Source organism: Marinobacter oulmenensis (genome assembly GCF_014201735.1).
GTDB lineage: Bacteria > Pseudomonadota > Gammaproteobacteria > Pseudomonadales > Oleiphilaceae > Marinobacter > Marinobacter oulmenensis.
Genome location: NZ_JACHFE010000007.1, coordinates 55,697 through 74,631, shown reverse-complemented (window position 1 = coordinate 74,631; position 18,935 = coordinate 55,697). Strand labels below are relative to the sequence as shown.

The following is an 18,935-nucleotide window of genomic DNA, read 5'->3' as shown; positions in this document are numbered from 1 at the left end:
CGGGAAGTTCCGGTCCCCGTGGGTGAGGCTCAGAAGATCTGCCGGGAGAGGTCGTCGGATTCCCCGTCGGCGTTATCCTGCCCGGTGTTTTCCGGGGGCAGCGGCGGCGGTGCCTGTTCTGTCCGGAAAATCTCGAACACGCCGTTTTCACCCGGCCTTGCCCGCTCCCCGGTTTCCGGATTGATTCGGATGTTAACCACGCCATTGGGGCGGGGCATGGTGGACAGCTCGGCCCCGTCCAGTGCCACCTTCATGTAGTCGAGCCAGATCGGAAGGGCTGTGGTCGCGCCAAACTCTCCGCGGCCCAGGGGGGCCGGCTGGTCAAAGCCCACCCAGACCGTGGTTGCCAGGGAGTGGTTAAACCCGGAGAACCAGGTGTCTTTCTGCTCGTTGGTGGTGCCGGTTTTGCCGGCTATGTCGGGGCGATCCAGGGCCAGGGCCCGACGACCGGTGCCGCGCTCAATTACGTCCCGCATCATGGAGTGCATGATGTATACCGCACGTTCATCCGCCAGGCGCCGCATCTTTCTTGGTTCGCTGCTTTCTTCGGACGCTGGCAGTTGCATGCCGTCAATGGTGGTTGCGCTGTCGCCGTCTTCATGCGCGGTCTGCGTTCCGCAATCCTGATCGCACAGAAGGGTTTCAGGAGCTTCGTACAGCGGGGTTCCGTCTGCTTCCTCAATGCGCTCGATGAGATAAGGCTGCACGTCATAGCCGCCGTTGGCGATCACCGCGAACCCGCGTGCTACTGCCATGGGCGTGACCAGGCCGCTGCCCAGAGCCAGGGACAGGTTGTCCGGCATTTTGTCCGTTGGCAACTGCAGCTGTTTCAGGTAGTCCAGTGTGGTGTTGGTGCCAAGATCCCGCAGCAGGCGGATGGACACCAGGTTGCGGGAGCGATACAGCCCCTTGCGCAGGGACGTTGGTCCGTAGAATTGTCCGGAAGCGTTCTGGGGACGCCAGGCGGTCTCCAGTTCCGAATCTTCGAAGACGATGGGGGCGTCATTATAGATGGTGGCCGCTGTCTTGCCGTTTTCCAGCGCGGACAGATAAAGGAAGGGCTTGAAGTTTGATCCTGGCTGCCTTTCGGCCTGGGTGGCCCGGTTGTATTTGCTCTGGCCAAAACTGTAGCCACCGCTCAACGCCTCAATGGCGCCGGACTGTGCGTTGAGGGAAATGAGGGCGCCTTCGACGCTGGGTACCTGTGCTAGGCCAACCCGCGGGGTAACGGAGGCATCGGTTGTATCTTCCAGTTCGTCGCCGTTCAGAAGTTTGACATAGACCACATCACCCGGCGAGACCACATCGGATGGCGTTTCGGGGGCCGGGCCGGTCAGCCTTTCGGTGCGAAAGCGCTTGGCCCAGGTCATCGTTTCAAAGGCCATGGTGCCCTGTCCATAGTCCCGGAGGTGAACACCCACTTCGCCGGAGTTATCGTCCACCGCGGTTACCACGGCGGGCAATAGTGATTCCACAGCGACGTAGTTGCGCATCTGCATGGACAGCGCGTCTTGGTCCATATCTGACACATCGAACTGGCCAATGGGGCCCCGGAAGCCGTGGCGACGGTCATAGGCTTCCAGGCCGGCACGCAAGGCATCGGTGGCTTTCTGCTGTTTTTCGCTGTCCACGGTCAGGGTGACGGTGTAGCCGTCAGTGTAGGCATTGTCCCCGTAACGGCGAAGCATTTCAGACCGGGCCATTTCCGCCACGTAGTCGGCATCGACTTCGGTTTCCCGGCTGTAGTACTGAGCAGTAATCGGGGCCTGGGTCGCGAGGGACCAGGCGTCCGGTGTGATATAGCCCAGCTCTTTCATGCGCCCGAGGATCCAGTTGCGCCGGGACAGGGCCCGCTCCGGATCGGCCAGCGGGTTGTACGCTGAGGGCGCCTTGGGAAGGCCGGCCAGCATGGCCATCTGTGCCAGCGACAGTTCGTTGACCGGTTTGTCGTAGTAGACCCGGGCGGCAGCGGCAATGCCGTAGGCCCGTTTGCCCAGGTAGATCTTGTTCAGGTAAAGCTCGAATATGCGCTCTTTGGAGAGTTCGCGCTCAATCTGAAGTGCCAGGAGTATTTCATTGAATTTCCGGATAAAGGTCCGGTCACGCGTGAGAAAGTAATTCTTGGCGACCTGCATGGTGATGGTGCTGCCGCCGGACTGTATCTGGCCGGTTGAGACCAGTTCCACGGCGGCCCGGGTCAGCCCCATGATGTCGACACCGAAATGGTCAAAGAATCGTGAATCCTCCGCGGCCAGGAAGGCCTGGAGCTGGAGCTGGGGAATGTCCTCGATTGTGACAGGCTCCCTTCTCTTTTCTCCGAATTCTGCTATTAATTTGTTGTCCTTGCTATATACGCGCAGCGGCGTCTGCAGCTTGACGTCCAGTATTTGCTCCACTGGCGGCAAGTTGGGCCGAAGATAAAGGTACAGACTCGAGGCGGTAATAATTCCAACACTCAGGCCTGTTAGCAGTAACCATGCAAAAATGCGAGATGTGCGCAGCAAATAGGACATTTTTTTCTGACAAATGTTAGAGATAGGTCTATTATTTGAGAAGTTGCTTTAGATATAGTCGGGCTTCTGCCGGCAAGCAAGACTTCTTCGCGACTGAAGGGTTGCATTGTAGACGGTATAACGAAGAAATTCTCTTACATATAAAACATGTGGAACCCACTGGAACGAAAGCTGTAACAGGGAGCGGTTCGGGGTTCCGGAGCAGGGTGTAGTCAACCAGGTACAGGTGAGCGCGTGTTCGGATTACCGGGAAAAAAGTCCAGTGCGGTTCTGGGGGTGGATGTCAGTTCCAGTTCGGTCAAGCTTCTGGAGCTGTCGAAGCACGGAGACCGCTACAGGGTCGAGAGTTATGCCGTAGAGCCGCTGCCGGCTGAAGCGGTCGTTGAAAAAAACATTACCAATGTTGAGGCTGTGGGTGAAGTTCTCAAACGGGTTGTTTCCAAGTCCCGTACCGGCCTGAAGCAGGTCGCGGTTGCCGTCTCCGGGTCTGCGGTCATCACCAAGATTATTCAGATGGAAGCCGGGCTCAACGAATTCGAGATGGAAGACCTGATCGCCGACGAGGCTGATCAATACATTCCCTATCCCCTGGATGAAGTTGCCATCGACTTTGAGGTTCAGGGGCCTTCCGAAGCCAATCCCGACCAGGTGGACGTGCTGCTTGCGGCGTGCCGAAAGGAAAATGTTGATGTCCGGGAAGATGCCCTGGAGATCGCCGGGTTAACCACCAAAATCGTCGATGTCGAAGCCTACGCGCTGGAACGTGCCTATCAGCTAATTGAGCCACAGCTGGACTCTCAGGGAGAGGAACTGGTGGTGGCGGTGGTCGACGTCGGTGCAACCATGACCACCCTGAGCGTGCTTGCCGAAGGCAAAACCGTTTATACCCGTGAGCAGATTTTTGGTGGTAAACAACTGACCGAGGAAATTCAGCGCCGTTATGGTCTGTCCATGGAGGAAGCCGGGCTGGCCAAGAAACAGGGTGGCCTGCCCGATGACTACGAAGAGGAAGTCCTGGCGCCTTTCCGGGAGGCGGTGGTCCAGCAGGTTGCGCGGGCTTTGCAGTTTTTCTTCGGGGCCAGTCAGTACAATGTGGTCGACTACGTGGTGCTTGCAGGCGGCACCGCATCCATTCAGGGGCTGACGGAAATGGTGGAAGAAAAGACCGGTACGCCGACGGTGGTCGCCAACCCCTTTGCCGATATGTCGGTTGCGTCACGGGTTAATGCATCGGCATTGAGTAATGATGCGCCTTCGTTGATGATTGCCTGTGGTCTGGCAATGAGGAGTTTCGACTGATGGCAAAGATCAACCTCAGGCCCTGGCGTGAAGAGCTGCGCGCCGAGAAACAGAAGCAGTTTGTGGTGATGATTCTGGGCGCGGTGATTATTGCCGGTGGCCTGGCCTTCCTCTGGAAATCGGACATGGATAGCCGGATCGCTTATCAGGAATCCCGAAACGCCTACATTGAACGGGCCACTAAAGAACTCGACAAGCAGATCAAGGAGATCCAGGACCTCAAGCGCAAGCGTGATGAGTTGCTGGCCCGAATGCAGGTCATCCAGGATCTCCAGGGCAAGCGGCCAGTGATCGTCAGGGTGTTTGACGAGCTGGTTCGTACCCTGCCGGATGGTCTGTTTTACAAGGAACTTGAGAAAACCGGTGATCGCATCAGTATTGTCGGCATGGCCGAGTCCAACAGCCGGATCTCCAGCCTGATGCGGCGTTTTGAAGAGTCCGACTGGTTCACCAATCCAGACCTTGCCAACGTAGCTGCAGCAGACAAGCAGCGTGCGGGCTACAGTCAGTTTGAGCTGTCAGTCCTTCAGAGTACTCCAGAGCCCGAAGGGGAGGATGAGCAATGAGCCTCGCGGACTCTTTCAAAAGCCTCAACGATTTTGACCTCAATGATCTGGACCTGAACAACGCCGGGATATGGCCGGGGCCGATCAAGTTCATTGTGGTATTGATTGTCTTCGGCCTGATTCTCGGAGGCGGTTACTGGTTTTTTATCAAGGATCAGTACCGTCAGCTTGAGCGTGTTGAACAACAAGAGCAGGAGTTGAAGCAGACCTACGAGACCAAGGCCTATCAGGTTGCCAATCTGGATGTGTTCAAATCCCAGATGGAGGAGATGGAAGAAACCTTCGGTGCCCTGGTTCGGCAATTGCCGAGTGAAACCGAGGTGCCGGGCCTGCTTGAGGACATCACAAATACTGCGCTGGGCAATGGTCTTGCGTTGCAGGAAGTGAAACTGCAGTCAGAGCAGCGCCGGGATTTCTACTCGGAGTTGCCGATCAATATTCGCGTCTCTGGCTCCTATCACGAGCTGGCGTCGTTTGTGAGCAGTGTCGCGAGCCTGCCACGGATCGTCACCCTGCACGACCTAACCATCAAACCACAGGGCGGAGATGGCGAGCAGCTTGATATGCAGGTTGTGGCCCGTACCTACCGCTACCGGGCTGGAGAATGAGCATGACAGGAAAGCATGCGGGAAAAGCCTGGCTGGGTGTGTGCCTGGCATCCTTGTTGACGGCTTGTTCCCAGGGAAACGGCTTCTCGGATCTGGACAAGTTCATGGCGGATACCCGGGCCAAGCCCCGAGGGCACGTTGAGCCGCTGCCTGAATTCAAGGCCTACGAGGCGTTCAGTTATTCGGCAGCAGATCGTCGGGCACCGTTTGAACCGCCGGTTGACGTACAACTGACCATGGTGGATCAACAGCCCGTCAGTAATGTTGAGCCGGACCTGGATCGCCCGAAAGAAGTGCTGGAGAATCACGACCTCAAAACGCTGGAAATGGTCGGTACGCTTCAGGGGCCGGAAGGCCAGCAGTATGCGCTGGTACGGGATGGCGAAGGTGGAATCCATCGGGTCCGGCAGGGTAATTACATGGGCCAGAACTATGGCCGGATTGTCGGGGTCAGTGAAACCCGCATCGAATTGATTGAAATCGTTCCCAATGGTCGGGGTGGATGGGTCGAGCGCCCCCGCTCCCTGTCTCTGGATGAAGGCTGAGGAGCGAGAAAAGGATGGTCGGAAGAAAAATGCTTACAGAAAAAATACTGGGGTCGAGGCTAGCGATGTTCAAAAAACTCAAGCTTTGTGTCGGCGCGATTGCCATCGGTCTATGGTCCAGCCTGGCCGGTGCGGTCACGCTCGAAGATGTTTCGTTTTCATCGCTGCCGGGCGAACGGCTGGAAGTGACGATGCAGTTCGATGGAACACCGCCGGAACCGGCGGGGTATACCATCGACCGTCCCGCCAGGATCGCGCTGGACCTGAAAGATACGGCCAGCGGCCTCAATAAACGCAGCATTCCACTGGGTACCGGTAATGCCCAGAGCGTGACCATTGTCGAGGCCAAGGATCGAACCCGTCTGATCTTCAATCTCGTTGAACTGGTGCCACACAATACCGAGCGGAAGGGTAATGCCCTGGTCATGACCATCGGCACTGGTGACGAACAGATGGCCAGCGCTGGCCGTCAGACCGCCGAGCCGGTCGCCAGTACCTCAATGGCATCTTCTGTCGCTTCTGCGGATGCACTGGCTGGTGTCGACTTCCGTCGGGGCCAGAATGGTGAAGGACGGGTGATCGTGGACCTTGGTGCCAGCGACGCCGCCGTTGACCTGGCCGAGCAGGGCGGACGTATCCGCCTGAAGATGCCGGAACTGTCTGTACCGGAGAACCTTCGCCGGCGCCTTGATGTGACGGATTTTGCGACACCGGTAACCCGCATTGACACCTATCTGGAAGATGGCAGTGCCGTGGTTGATATCCACCCGGAGGGGGAATACGACTACATCGCGTACCAGTCCGGCACGGAGTTTACCGTCAGTGTTGAGGAGCTGACCGAGGAAGAGGCAGAACAGCGCCGGGAAGAGAAATTTCCCTACACCGGAGAGCGGCTGTCACTGAACTTCCAGGATATTGAAGTGCGCTCCGTACTGCAGTTGATTGCGGACTTTACCGGGCTGAACCTGGTGGCCAGTGATACCGTTAGCGGCAGTATTACACTGCGACTGCAGAATGTGCCCTGGGATCAGGCGCTGGAGTTGATTCTGAAGACCAAGGGGCTGGACAAGCGCCAGGTCGGTAACGTGCTGCTGGTCGCACCTGCGGACGAAATTGCAGCCCGCGAGAAGCTGGAGTTGGAAACCAACAAGCAGATCGCAGAGCTGGCACCGGTTCGCCTGGATATTATTCAGGTCAACTATGCCAAGGCTTCTGACATCGTATCCTTGATTCGCGCCGATGAAGAGCTGATCTCCTCCCGTGGCTTTGTTTCCTCGGATGAGCGGACCAACACCATCAGCGTGCGTGAAACTGCCGAGAAGCTTGAGGAAATCCGCCGGCTGGTGAATACCTGGGATGTTCCTGTTCGTCAGGTGTCCATTGAAGCGCGGATCGTGCGGGCCCAGACCAACGTTGCTGAAGATATTGGTATTCGCTGGGGTGGCGGTGTCCGTGCCGATGTTGGCAGCAGCATTGTCTACGGAACCGGCTCAATTGAAGGGAACGAAGGGTTCTGGAATGACAATGAGGTGGTCTACCCGGATGCTCTGGGTGTCGACCTGGGCGTGTCCGGTGCCACCTCCTCGGTCGCAATTGGCTGGGGCGGTGATGACTTCCTGGTTGACATGGAGCTGTCGGCCCTGGAAAGCGACGGTCAGGTGGAGATTGTTTCCCAGCCCCGTGTTGTCACAGCGGACCGTCAGGCGGCCTCTATCAAGTCCGGTCAGGAAATTCCGTATCAGGAGGCCTCGTCCAGCGGTGCTACCAGCACCAGTTTCAAGGAAGCGACCCTGTCACTGGAGGTGACCCCGCAGATCACGCCGGATGACAACATCATCATGGATCTGATCGTAAAGCAGGACTCCGTGGGTGAGGACACCAACGCCGGCCCCGCCATCAACACCAATTCCGTGACCACCCAGGTTCTGGTCGGCAACGGTGAAACCGTGGTGCTTGGTGGCATCTTTGAATCCACCAACTCGAAAACTGTGAGCAAGACTCCGTTCCTTGGCGACATACCCTATCTGGGGCGGTTGTTCAAACGTACCGAGACGACAGAGCTGCGCAGCGAGTTGCTGGTGTTCATCACACCGAGGATCATCGAGAGCGATCTGCTGAACTAGAGCCTCAACCGACCGACAAAAGCCGCCGCTGATACCGGCGGCTTTTTTTTGCCTGGCTGGTCGTCGCTTATGGATTCGGCTGCCCTGTGATATTCTCAGCCACCTGAAATCTCTTGAGCGAAAATTATGTCTTTGCCCAAACGTGTCGTACTGGTTGGGCCCATGGGGGCCGGCAAAAGTACCATCGGCCGGATGCTTGCCCGGGAACTCGGATACCGCTTTCTTGATTCCGACCGGATTATTGAGGAGCGGTGTGGCGCCAATATTCCCTGGATATTCGACGTGGAAGGAGAAGAGGGCTTCCGGCTGCGGGAAACCGCCATGCTGGATGAGCTGTCCGGAGAGGACAAGACTGTGCTGGCCACCGGCGGCGGTGCTGTGACCCGTCCCGAGAATCACGAATTGCTGCGTCGGGATGCCCTGGTCATCTACCTCAAGACGTCCATTGAGCAGCAGGTTGAACGCACCCGAAAGGACCGTAATCGCCCGCTGCTCCAGAATGACGATCCGGAAGCGGTTCTGAGAAAACTGTTCCGGGAGCGGGATCCTCTGTACACGAAGCTGGCGGATATCGTCATGTTTACAGATCGAAAGAGTCCCCGCCTGGTGGTGCGCCAACTGGTTAACCGGGTCAATCCGAAGACGCCCCGTCATAAGCGGCAGCGACGAAAAGAAGGTCGGCAGAATGCAAAAGATATATCGCGAACTCAGGGTTGATCTGGGCGAACGCAGCTACCCGATCGTGATCGGTAGCGGCCTGATGGGTGGCTACGATCTGAGCCCCTATGTGGCCGGAACCCAGGTCATGATCGTCACCAATGAGACGGTGGCGCCACTGTATCTGGATAGCGCAAAGGCCAGTTTCCCCGGCAAGTCGGTTGATGTGGTGGTTCTGCCGGACGGTGAGAAATACAAGGAGTGGCAGACGCTCAATCGCATTTTCGACGCACTTCTGGAAAACCGCCATACCCGAAAGACCACGATTGCCGCACTGGGTGGCGGGGTCATCGGCGACATGGCTGGCTTCGCAGCCGCCTGTTACCAGCGTGGTGTGCCATTCATCCAGATGCCGACGACTCTGTTGTCACAGGTGGATTCCTCGGTGGGTGGTAAAACCGGCATCAATCACCCACTGGGTAAAAACATGGTGGGTGCGTTCCATCAGCCCCAGGCGGTGCTGATCGATACGGATACACTGAAAACCCTGCCGCCCAGGGAAGTGTCGGCCGGGCTTGCTGAGGTGATCAAGTACGGGCTAATTCGCGATGAACCCTTTCTTGGCTGGCTGGAAGGCAACATGCAGGCGCTGCTGGACCTTGATCCGGAGGCGCAGGCCGAGGCCATTTTTCGGTCCTGCCGCTGCAAGGCTGATGTTGTTGCCCTGGATGAAAAGGAAGGTGGTCTGCGGGCTATACTGAACCTTGGCCACACCTTTGGACATGCCATCGAGACCCACGCGGGATATGGCAACTGGCTCCATGGCGAAGCAGTCGGGACCGGCATGATGATGGCCGCCGACCTGTCCGTGCGGGAGGGTTGTATAACCGCGGTTGAACGTGACCGTGCGGTTGATCTTATCCGGCGAGCCAGACTTCCTGACATGGCACCTGCCGGTATGTCGCAGGCTCGCTTCATGGATCTGATGGCGGTGGACAAGAAGAACGTGGACGGTTCCCTCCGCCTGGTGTTGTTGAAATCACTCGGAGAGGCGTATGTCACTGGTGATGCGTCACCGGACAGTCTCCGTGCAACCTTGCAGGCGTTTATACACTGATGGGTGGGCCTGGTTTGCCCGGGCCCGATCCAAATCGTAGAAACAGGGGCGGTGCGTGGCACAGGACGGCTTGAATACACGGGATGATGGCGGGCTTTTTCCCCGCCTCCAGCAGCGTTATGGCCTTCGGGAAAATCCCGTGGAGATGGAGGCGCCTTTCTTTACGGAGGCCGGCCGGCAACAGGCACTTGAAACCCTCCGCCACCTGGCCGGCTTCGGTGATATGGTTCTGGCTGTCAGCGGCCCGGCTGGGGTGGGTAAAACCCGGTTACTGGCGGAGCTGGTCAGCAGTGAATCCTCGCGCCTGGATTTTCACCGTATTCCCACCTCGGCATTGGCAGGGCCGCAGGCGCTTGCTCGTTATCTTCGGCAGGTCGCGCATTCCGGTATTGAAGAAGATACAGACCCGAATGAGGCTGTGTACCAGTATTTCCGCTGGTCGGAAAGTCGGGCGCACAAAGGCCAGCGCCAGGTGCTGCTGGTGGACGAAGCCGATCGTGGCCATGTCGACGCCATTGCGCTGCTGCTGTCGGCATTCCTGGCTTCCGATCGCACAGCCGCTGCCGTGCCGGTGCTGGCCGGACATGAGCGCCTGGAATCGTTGCTGACACCAGCGGTGGGGGCATCCAATCTGCATCATATTGTCCTCAGGTCTTTGACCCAGGCGGAAACGGCGGATTATCTCCGGCCCCGGGTGGAGCGCGCCGGGGGCAAACCTGCAGAACTGCTGTCCCCGGCAAGGCTGAAAAAGATCCAGGCTCTCAGTCACGGAACCTTCGCCGGTATTCGTCGGGTGGCGCCGGGTGTTTGGCTGGATATGGTGGCCGGAGCGTCAGGGGGCAGTGGTCTGAAGCTGCCTTCATTCGCCGTCTGGCGCTGGCCTGTCCTGGCTCTGGTATTGCTGGGCGCCTCCTGGTGGTTCGTCTCCCAGCAATACGATGACGCCATCAGCCGCACGGTTCAGCCGGAAGAGCCAGAACGTGAGCGCAAGAGCATCACGATTGGCCCGGGTTCAGAAGACACCGCGCCGGAGGCACAGGATACCGGTGAAATGCCGGCAGATCCGGCGCCCACCCAGCCCCCGGAACCCTTGCCCTCTGAGAATGAGCCGGTCCAGGCTGCTCCAGAGCCAGAGCCAGAGCCAGAGCCAGAGCCAGAGCCAGAGCCAGAGCCAGAGCCAGAGCCAGAGCCAGAGCCAGAGCCAGAGCCAGAGCCAGAGCCAGCTTCGTCTCCCGAGTCAGTGCCCGAAGCCCGGGAGGAGGCTCCGGAGCCCGCTGAGCCGGCGTTTGAGCCGGCACGCCCGGAAGCCTTTGTTGCCCTGGGCGAATTGCGCCAACGCTCCGGTTGGACAATGCAGCTGGTGGCGGGCAATTACGAGAGAACCATCCTGCGGGTTATGGACAGGGCCGCTGATGGCGCGAATCTGGTCTACACACTGGGTGAGCGTCAGGGCGAGCCCTGGTTTATGCTGTTTTATGGCAGTTATCCGTCGAAGGATGCAGCCCGCAATGCCGCTCGGGCCCTTCCGGATGAGCTGGGTGTGAGTGAGCCCTGGGTGCGCTCCTTTGACAGCCTCTGAACGCGCTGGGCCGGGCTTTCAGAGGCGCTTTGGCTACTGCCAATGACGGCGAAAAATTTGTATACGTAGTTACACGTGTGTAGAATCCCATCCCCCCTTTTTAGGTGTCAGTGTATTGTGCGATCAGTCTGGTCTGACGCATTGTGGCTGGCAGGAAAGTATTTCTACGCGAGAGAACGGTTATGACAACAGGCTTGTATCATCCCGATGAATTCAGGGACAACTGCGGTTTCGGCCTGATCGCCCACATGAAGGGCGAGGCCAGCCATAAGCTGTTGCAGACGGCCATTGAATCACTGACCTGTATGACCCACCGGGGCGGTATTGCTGCCGATGGCAAGACAGGGGATGGTTGCGGGCTGCTGTTGCAGGCTCCGCGGACTTTCCTGAAAAAAGCAGCGAAGACTGCTTTCGGCAAGGAGCCGGGTGAGCTGTTTGCCGTAGGGCAGGTGTTCCTGTCCCAGGAAGAAGCCAAAGCCGATGCCGGCCGTGCCGCCGTTGAGAAGCGTCTGACCGAGCAGGGCCTGGAGGTAATGGGCTGGCGTGATGTGCCGGTGGACAGCAGTTGTCTGGGGCCCATGGCGCTGGATTGTCTGCCACGCATTGAACAGGTGTTTGTGGAACCGGCCGGTAAATCGGAGAAAGATTTCGCCATCAGCCTGTTTGTTGGCCGTCGTCATGCCGAGCGCGACATGGCCGAGGACGCCGAATTCTATATCTGCAGCCTTTCTCATCGCACATTGGCCTACAAGGGGCTGATGATGCCGGCGGATCTGGCCAACTTCTACAAGGATCTGGGTGACCCGGACCTGGAAACCGCGATCTGCGTCTTCCACCAGCGCTTTTCCACCAACACGATGCCGCGCTGGCCGCTGGCTCAGCCCTTCCGGTTCCTGGCGCACAATGGTGAAATCAATACCATCGACGGTAACCGCAACTGGGCAATTGCCCGTGCTGCCAAGTTCAGTTCGCCGGATCTGCCGGACCTGCAAACCCTGCAGCCGCTGGTAAACCTCTCCGGATCTGACTCTTCAAGCATGGATAACATGCTGGAGGTTCTGCTGGCCGGGGGCGTCGACCTGTTCCGCGCGGTCCGGATGATGATTCCGCCCGCATGGCAGAATGTGGATACCATGGACTCCCAGCTGCGGGCGTTCTATGAATACAACTCCATGCACATGGAACCCTGGGATGGGCCTGCCGGGCTGGTTATGTCTGATGGCCGCTACGCCATGTGTATGCTGGACCGTAATGGTCTGCGTCCGGCGCGCTGGGTAGTGACCAAGGATGATTTCATTACCCTGGCCTCAGAAGTGGGCACCTACAGCTACAAGCCGGAAGATGTGGTTGCCAAGGGCCGGGTCGGTCCGGGCCAGATGCTGGCGGTTGATACCGAAACCGGGGAAGTGCTGCACACCGCTGATGTCGACCAGCGGCTGAAGACCGCCCAGCCCTACAAGCGCTGGCTGAAAGAGAACGCCCTGCGGGTCGAAACCACGCTGAATCAGGCAACGCCCGAGTTCAAACTGATGGACCCGGACGATCTGCTGATTCACCAGAAAATGTTCAACGTATCCTTTGAGGAGCGTGATCAGGTTCTGCGGCCGCTGGGTGAGAATGGCCAGGAAGCCGTCGGTTCCATGGGGGACGACACACCCATGGCGGTGCTTTCCAGCAAGGTTCGTCACGTTGCGGACTATTTCCGCCAGAAGTTCGCCCAGGTGACCAACCCGGCCATCGACCCGCTGCGGGAATCCATTGTCATGTCTCTGGAGACCTGCCTGGGGGCCGAGCAGAACGTTTTTGAGGAAACGCCGGGGCACGCGGACCGGATTATCCTGACCACGCCGGTACTGTCGCCGGGCAAGTTCCTGAAGATCAGCAACAACGAGCGGCCCGGCTTTGAGGTGGCGCGTGTCTCCCTCGGATACAGCCCGGAAGTGGGGCTGGAGCAGGCGATTCGCAATATCTGTGATCAGGCCGAACAGACCGTCCGTGATGGCAAGGTTCTGTTGATCCTGACCGACAAGGACCTGAGCGAGGGGCAGTTGCCCGCCAACGCCCTGATGGCCACCGGTGCCGTGCATCATCACCTGGTCGCCCGTGGTCTGCGTTGTGACACCAACATCATCGTTGAGACCGGCTGGGCCCGGGATCCGCACCACTTCGCCGTACTGTTCGGCTTCGGTGCCACCGCCGTTTACCCGTACCTCGCGTACCAGGTGCTGAACGATCTGATCCGCACCGGCGAGCTGATGATGGATCCGATCGAAGCGAAGAATAACTACCGCAAGGGCATCAACAAGGGGCTGCTGAAGATCCTGTCGAAGATGGGCATCTCCACCATCACCTCCTATCGTGGTGCCCAGTTGTTTGAAGCCATCGGCCTGTCTGAAAGCGTGGTCGATCTGTGTTTCAAAGGTGTGCCGAGCCGTATCCAGGGCGCGGACTTTTATGACTTCCAGCAGGACCAGGAGCAACTGGCGGCCGTGGCCTGGAAGCCTCGCAAGCCGATCTCCCAGGGTGGCTTGCTCAAGTATGTTCACGGCCAGGAATACCACGCCTTCAACCCGGATGTTGTGGGCAAACTGCAGGATGCGGTGAGCAGTGGTAACTACGGCACCTATCAGGAGTATGCCGGCCTGGTGAACGAGCGACCGGTGGCGACCCTGCGTGACCTGCTGGTCTTGCGCAAGGACCTGAAGTCCATCGATGTGTCTGAAGTGGAGCCGGTGGAAAACATCTTCCCCCGGTTTGACTCCGCCGCCATGTCACTCGGCGCCCTGTCGCCGGAAGCCCACGAGGCACTGGCGGTCGCGATGAATACGCTCGGTGGCCGGTCCAACTCCGGTGAGGGTGGTGAAGATCCGGTCCGGTACGGCACCAACAAGCGTTCCAAGATCAAGCAGGTGGCCTCTGGCCGCTTCGGTGTCACTGCCGAATATCTGCGCAGCGCTGATGTCATGCAGATCAAGGTGGCCCAGGGCGCCAAGCCGGGCGAAGGCGGCCAGTTGCCGGGTGGCAAGGTGAACGAACTGATCGCTCGCCTGCGTTATTCCGTGCCGGGCGTGACCCTGATTTCACCGCCCCCGCACCATGACATCTACTCGATTGAGGATCTGGCGCAACTGATCTTTGACCTCAAACAGGTCAATCCGGATGCCCTGGTTTCGGTCAAGCTGGTTTCAGAGCCTGGTGTAGGCACGATTGCGGCTGGTGTCGCCAAGGCTTACGCCGACCTGATCACTGTCTCCGGTTACGACGGCGGTACGGCGGCGAGTCCGCTGACGTCGATCCGTTATGCCGGTTCGCCCTGGGAGCTCGGCCTGACCGAAACCCAGCAGGCGCTGCGCGCCAACGACCTGCGGGGCAAGATCCGCCTGCAGACCGATGGTGGCATCAAAACCGGCCTGGATGTGGTTAAAGGTGCGATCCTTGGTGCGGAAAGCTTTGGCTTTGGCACCACTCCGATGGTGGCCCTGGGCTGCAAGTACCTGAGAATCTGTCACCTGAACAACTGTGCCACCGGTGTCGCCACCCAGAACGATTACCTGCGCGAGGAGCATTTCAAGGGCACGGTTGAGATGGCCATGAACTTCTTCCGCTTTGTGGCGGAGGAAACCCGGGAGTGGATGGCTCGCCTGGGCGTGCGCAGTCTCGAGGAACTGGTGGGTCGGGTGGACCTGCTGGAGCGTCTGCCGGGTGATACCGAGCGCCAGAAGAAACTGGATTTGAGCCGTCTTCTGGAGAACGATCATATCCCGGCCGACAAGCCGCAGACCTGCCAGGTGGAGCGCAACCATCCGTTTGATGAGGGGCGCCTGGCGGAGCAGATGGTGTCTGACATCATCAAGGCTATTGAGGAGAAATCCGGCGGTGCCTGGAGTTACCGGGTCACCAACTGTGACCGTTCCATCGGCGCACGCCTTTCCGGCGAAATTGCCGCCCGGCACGGCAACCAGGGCATGGTGGACGCTCCGATCACCCTGGATCTGACCGGTACCGCCGGGCAGAGCTTTGGTGTCTGGAACGTGGGCGGTCTGAACCTGGTGCTTGAAGGTGACGCCAACGACTACGTGGGCAAAGGCATGACCGGCGGCAAGCTGGTGGTCAAGCCGCCCCGTGGCAGTGACTTCGAAACCCAGGAGACCGCCATCGTCGGTAACACCTGTCTGTATGGCGCCACCGGTGGCAAGCTGTTTGCGGCCGGAACCGCAGGCGAGCGTTTCGCGGTGCGAAACTCCGGAGCCCATGCGGTTGTCGAAGGCGCGGGCGACCACTGCTGTGAATACATGACCGGTGGCCTGGTCACCGTGCTTGGTCACACCGGTTACAACTTTGGTGCCGGCATGACCGGCGGTTTTGCCTATGTGCTGGACCTGGACAACACCTTCGTTGATAAATACAACCATGAGCTGGTGGAGATCCAGCGCATTTCCCGGGAAGACATGGAATCCTACCGGAACCACCTGCGCGGTGTGATCCGGGAGCATATTTCAGAAACCGGCAGTGCCTGGGCAGAAGAGATTCTTGATGATTTCGACGATTACATCGGCCGTTTCTGGCTGGTCAAACCGAAGGCCGCGAACCTGCGCAGCCTTCTGGCCAGCACCCGGGCACGTCCGGAGTAATTCTGGCGGTCAGCCGGTGAGGGGCCCTGCGGGGCCCGGTCGAAATCGAATGATGAGAGCAGCATTATGAAAGAACGTCTCAACAATGACTTTCAGTTTATGGAAGTGGGCAGGGTTGACCCCAAAAAGGTGCCGGCCCGGAAGCGCAAGCGGGAATTCGCGGAGATTTACCATCCCTTCAGCGAAACCCACGCCGCGTCCCAGTCACACCGGTGTCTGGCCTGCGGTAACCCATACTGTGAGTGGAAGTGCCCGGTTCACAACTACATTCCCAACTGGCTGAAGCTGGTCTCCGAGGGCAATGTGATGAAGGCTGTGGAGATGTGTCACCAGACCAACTCCCTGCCGGAGGTCTGTGGTCGTGTCTGTCCGCAGGACCGTCTGTGTGAAGGTGCCTGTACCCTGAATGACGGTTATGGCGCGGTCACTATTGGCTCGGTGGAGAAATACATCACTGACACGGCGTTCGCCCTGGGCTGGAAGCCCGACATGTCGCGCGTTAAGTGGACCGACAAGAAAGTGGCGGTGATCGGTGCCGGCCCGGCGGGCCTTGGCTGTGCCGACATTCTGGTACGCAACGGCGTCAAGCCGGTGGTCTTCGACCGCTACCAGGAAATCGGCGGACTGCTGACCTTCGGCATCCCGGAGTTCAAGCTGGAAAAATCCGTCATGACCCGTCGCCGCAAGGTGTTTGAAGAGATGGGTGTCGAGTTCCGCCTGGGCGTGGATGTCGGCAAGGATGTCCAGATCAAAAACCTGCTGGATGAATTTGATGCCGTCTTCATGGGCATGGGTACCTACACCTACATGAAGGGTGGTTTCCCCGGCGAGGACCTGCCCGGCGTTTATGAAGCGCTGCCGTTCCTGGTGTCGAACGTGAACCGTCGCCTGGGTTTTGAGAAAAACGAATCCGACTTCATCAACATGAAGGGCAAGCGGGTCGTGGTTCTCGGTGGTGGCGACACCGCCATGGACTGCAACCGGACCTCGATTCGCCAGCAGGCCGAAAGCGTCACCTGTGCCTATCGCCGGGACGAAGAGAACATGCCCGGTTCCCGCAAGGAAGTGGCCAACGCCAAGGAAGAGGGCGTCCAGTTCCTGTTCAACCGGCAGCCGATCGCCATTATCGGTGAAGACCGGGTTGAAGGCGTCAAGGTCGTCTCCACGCAGTTGGGCGATCCCGACGAAAACGGCCGTCGCCGGCCCGAGGTTATCCCGGGAAGTGAGGAAGTGATCCCTGCCGACGCCGTGCTGGTCGCGTTCGGTTTCCGGCCCAGCCCGGCGACCTGGTTTGACGAGCACGGAGTCGAGACCGACGATTCCGGTCGTGTGGCCGCGCCGGAGCAATCGGACTTTGCCTTCCAGACCAGCAACCCGAAAATCTTTGCCGGTGGTGACATGGTCCGGGGCTCCGATCTGGTGGTCACGGCCATCTGGGAAGGGCGTCAGGCGGCTGAGGGTATCCTGGATTACCTGGATGTCTGATTAACGTCTTGACCGGTGTCAGAAGGGCGGCTTGCTGAGCAAGACCGCCCTTTTTTATTGTCACAAACGGGGTATCATTGGCGACCATTGTCATTGACCACTTACCGACGACTGGAATCTCTATGACCGAGCTGAAAAATGACCGCTTCCTGCGTGCACTGATGCGCCAGCCCGTTGACCGCACCCCAGTGTGGATGATGCGCCAGGCTGGCCGCTACCTGCCGGAATACCGTGCCACCCGCGCCAAGGCCGGTGATTTTCTCAGCCTGTGCAAGAACACCGAACTGGCCTGTGAAGTGACCCTGCAGCCGCTGGAACGTTTTCCGCTGGACGCCGCCATCCTGTTCTCTGACATCTTGACCATTCCCGATGCGTTGGGTCTGGGCCTGTATTTCGAAACCGGAGAGGGTCCCAAGTTCCGCAACGTGATCCGATCTGAAGCCGATGTGGCGGCTCTGCCGAGTCTGAACGCCGAGGTGGATCTGGATTACGTGATGAACGCGGTCTCCACCATCCGGGGTGCCCTGAACGGCAGTGTCCCGCTGATCGGTTTCTCCGGCAGCCCCTGGACCCTGGCGACCTATATGATCGAAGGCGGCTCCTCGAAGAACTTCGCTGAAGCCAAAAAGCTCATGTATGGCCAGCCTGAGGTGATGCATCGCCTGATGGACCATCTGGCGGATTCGGTAACGGACTACCTGAATAGCCAGATCCGTGCCGGTGCCCAGGCGGTTCAGATCTTCGACACCTGGGGTGGCGTGCTCAGTGGCTGGGCTTATGAGGAATTCTCGCTGCGCTACATGAAAAAAATTGTGGACGGCCTGATCCGCGAGAAAGAAGGCCGGCACATTCCGGTGATCCTGTTCACCAAGAACGGTGGTCAGTGGCTTGAATCCATTGCCGATTCCGGCTGCGATGCCGTGGGCCTGGACTGGACTACCGACATCGGCGAAGCCCGCAGGCGCGTGGGTGATCGGGTGGCCCTGCAGGGCAACATGGACCCTGCTATGCTGTACGCCCCGAAAGAGCGTATCCGTGAAGAAGTGGCGGATATCCTCAAGCGCTATGGCCAGGGCCCCGGCCATATCTTCAATCTCGGCCATGGTATTACCCCGGATGTGGATCCGGACCACGCAGCGGCCTTTATCGAGGCGGTGGTCGAGCTGAGCCCTCAGTACCATCAGTAAGTCCTTTCAGGGGCAGGGATAACCTGACCCCTCCTGACGCCGCCCGGCTTGGCATTTTCCTGGCCGGGCGGTGTCGCGGGAGTCCTGCTCTGTCCGGGTTGGCTTCCCGTTCCGGCCGGGTCTATAGTTCTGGTAAACAAGATCCAGAATCAGGAGCCGCCCCTTGCCGACCCATACCCCCGAGAAACGCCGGTTTCACCGCATCAATTTCGACGCAACCTGTGACCTTCACTGGCAGGAGCAGGTGTGGACCACCACTGTGCTCGATATTTCACTGCAGGGCGTGCTGGTACACCGCCCGGAAGGCTGGAACGTACCCCTGAACGACCCGTGTGAAGTGGTGATTCATCTGGACGATCATGACACCGGGATTGTGATGGCGGTCGAACTCAAACACGTGGAAGACGACCATTTGGGGTTCAAATGCCAGTACATTGACCTGGACAGCGTGACCCACCTGAAAAGGCTCGTGGAGCTTAACCTGGGCGACCCAGCGTTACTGGAGCGGGAATTTGCTCATATGCTGGATTGATAGTCTAAAGCGAGGCTTTAAAGACGATAACTGCACGGTGAAGAGAGTGGTGTAGGAGGCAGCTTTCCAAAAACCGCTACAAGCACTTCCCTG

Annotated in this window: 13 protein-coding genes; 12 read left to right on the top strand and 1 reads right to left on the bottom strand. The window is 58.9% G+C overall.

Translation table 11 applies throughout. The features are described from left to right. Positions 1-29 precede the first annotated feature (29 nt). Positions 30-2,513 (bottom strand): penicillin-binding protein 1A, encoded by a 2,484-nt coding sequence (locus HNR38_RS13445; protein WP_183705135.1) that lies wholly within the window; start codon positions 2,511-2,513, stop codon positions 30-32. A gap of 234 nt (positions 2,514-2,747) precedes the next feature. On the opposite strand from HNR38_RS13445, the gene HNR38_RS13440 reads away from it, so the two are divergent. The 12 genes from HNR38_RS13440 to HNR38_RS13385 all read left to right on the top strand — a co-directional run bounded on the left by HNR38_RS13440 (position 2,748) and on the right by HNR38_RS13385 (position 18,842). Then, positions 2,748-3,812, top strand: coding sequence for a type IV pilus assembly protein PilM (locus tag HNR38_RS13440; protein ID WP_183705133.1), 1,065 nt, complete (start codon positions 2,748-2,750; stop codon positions 3,810-3,812). Then, positions 3,812-4,378 (top strand): PilN domain-containing protein, encoded by a 567-nt coding sequence (locus HNR38_RS13435; protein ID WP_183705131.1) that lies wholly within the window; start codon positions 3,812-3,814, stop codon positions 4,376-4,378. Before HNR38_RS13440 ends, HNR38_RS13435 begins: the two co-directional genes overlap by 1 nt. Then, positions 4,375-4,986, top strand: a complete 612-nt coding sequence (locus tag HNR38_RS13430; protein ID WP_183705129.1) for a type IV pilus inner membrane component PilO — start codon at positions 4,375-4,377, stop codon at positions 4,984-4,986. The genes HNR38_RS13435 and HNR38_RS13430 overlap by 4 nt, the downstream gene beginning before the upstream one ends. Before the next feature lie 2 nt (positions 4,987-4,988). After that, a complete protein-coding gene (locus HNR38_RS13425) occupies positions 4,989-5,531 on the top strand; it encodes a pilus assembly protein PilP (RefSeq protein WP_246362715.1) in 543 nt (180 codons plus the stop codon). A gap of 65 nt (positions 5,532-5,596) precedes the next feature. Further along, positions 5,597-7,654: a type IV pilus secretin PilQ gene (locus HNR38_RS13420; RefSeq protein ID WP_183705127.1), complete on the top strand. Its 2,058-nt coding sequence runs from the start codon at positions 5,597-5,599 to the stop codon at positions 7,652-7,654. A 126-nt stretch (positions 7,655-7,780) separates the two neighbouring features. Then, positions 7,781-8,371, top strand: coding sequence for a shikimate kinase AroK (gene aroK / locus HNR38_RS13415; RefSeq protein ID WP_183705125.1), 591 nt, complete (start codon positions 7,781-7,783; stop codon positions 8,369-8,371). Further along, on the top strand, positions 8,340-9,428 hold the full coding sequence (gene aroB, locus HNR38_RS13410) for a 3-dehydroquinate synthase (RefSeq protein WP_183705124.1): 1,089 nt from the start codon (positions 8,340-8,342) through the stop codon (positions 9,426-9,428). Before aroK ends, aroB begins: the two co-directional genes overlap by 32 nt. Positions 9,429-9,483: 55 nt before the next feature. Beyond that, complete coding sequence (locus HNR38_RS13405; RefSeq protein WP_183705122.1) at positions 9,484-11,007, top strand: AAA family ATPase; 1,524 nt, start codon at positions 9,484-9,486, stop codon at positions 11,005-11,007. Positions 11,008-11,189: 182 nt separating this feature from the next. Beyond that, complete coding sequence (gene gltB / locus HNR38_RS13400) at positions 11,190-15,638, top strand: glutamate synthase large subunit (RefSeq protein ID WP_183705120.1); 4,449 nt, start codon at positions 11,190-11,192, stop codon at positions 15,636-15,638. A gap of 66 nt (positions 15,639-15,704) precedes the next feature. Continuing rightward, entirely contained in the window at positions 15,705-17,123 is a 1,419-nt protein-coding gene (locus HNR38_RS13395; RefSeq protein WP_183705118.1) for a glutamate synthase subunit beta, read from the top strand. Positions 17,124-17,245: 122 nt separating this feature from the next. Continuing rightward, positions 17,246-18,310: a uroporphyrinogen decarboxylase gene (gene hemE / locus HNR38_RS13390; protein ID WP_183705117.1), complete on the top strand. Its 1,065-nt coding sequence runs from the start codon at positions 17,246-17,248 to the stop codon at positions 18,308-18,310. 163 nt (positions 18,311-18,473) lie between these two features. Beyond that, positions 18,474-18,842 carry a PilZ domain-containing protein gene (locus HNR38_RS13385; RefSeq protein ID WP_183705115.1) on the top strand — a complete coding sequence of 123 codons (369 nt, stop codon included), beginning with the start codon at positions 18,474-18,476 and terminating at the stop codon, positions 18,840-18,842. The last annotated feature ends 93 nt before the right edge of the window (positions 18,843-18,935 follow it).

Bases quoted from the DNA above. Each gene is read 5' to 3' on its own strand.
- HNR38_RS13445 (WP_183705135.1), bottom strand. From the start codon at position 2,513: ATGTCCTATTTGCTGCGCACATCTCGCATTTTTGCATGGTTACTGCTA.
- gltB (WP_183705120.1), top strand. From the start codon at position 11,190: ATGACAACAGGCTTGTATCATCCCGATGAATTCAGGGACAACTGCGGT.
- HNR38_RS13430 (WP_183705129.1), top strand. From the start codon at position 4,375: ATGAGCCTCGCGGACTCTTTCAAAAGCCTCAACGATTTTGACCTCAAT.
- HNR38_RS13420 (WP_183705127.1), top strand. From the start codon at position 5,597: ATGTTCAAAAAACTCAAGCTTTGTGTCGGCGCGATTGCCATCGGTCTA.
- aroK (WP_183705125.1), top strand. From the start codon at position 7,781: ATGTCTTTGCCCAAACGTGTCGTACTGGTTGGGCCCATGGGGGCCGGC.
- HNR38_RS13435 (WP_183705131.1), top strand. From the start codon at position 3,812: ATGGCAAAGATCAACCTCAGGCCCTGGCGTGAAGAGCTGCGCGCCGAG.
- HNR38_RS13425 (WP_246362715.1), top strand. From the start codon at position 4,989: ATGACAGGAAAGCATGCGGGAAAAGCCTGGCTGGGTGTGTGCCTGGCA.
- hemE (WP_183705117.1), top strand. From the start codon at position 17,246: ATGACCGAGCTGAAAAATGACCGCTTCCTGCGTGCACTGATGCGCCAG.
- aroB (WP_183705124.1), top strand. From the start codon at position 8,340: ATGCAAAAGATATATCGCGAACTCAGGGTTGATCTGGGCGAACGCAGC.
- HNR38_RS13395 (WP_183705118.1), top strand. From the start codon at position 15,705: ATGAAAGAACGTCTCAACAATGACTTTCAGTTTATGGAAGTGGGCAGG.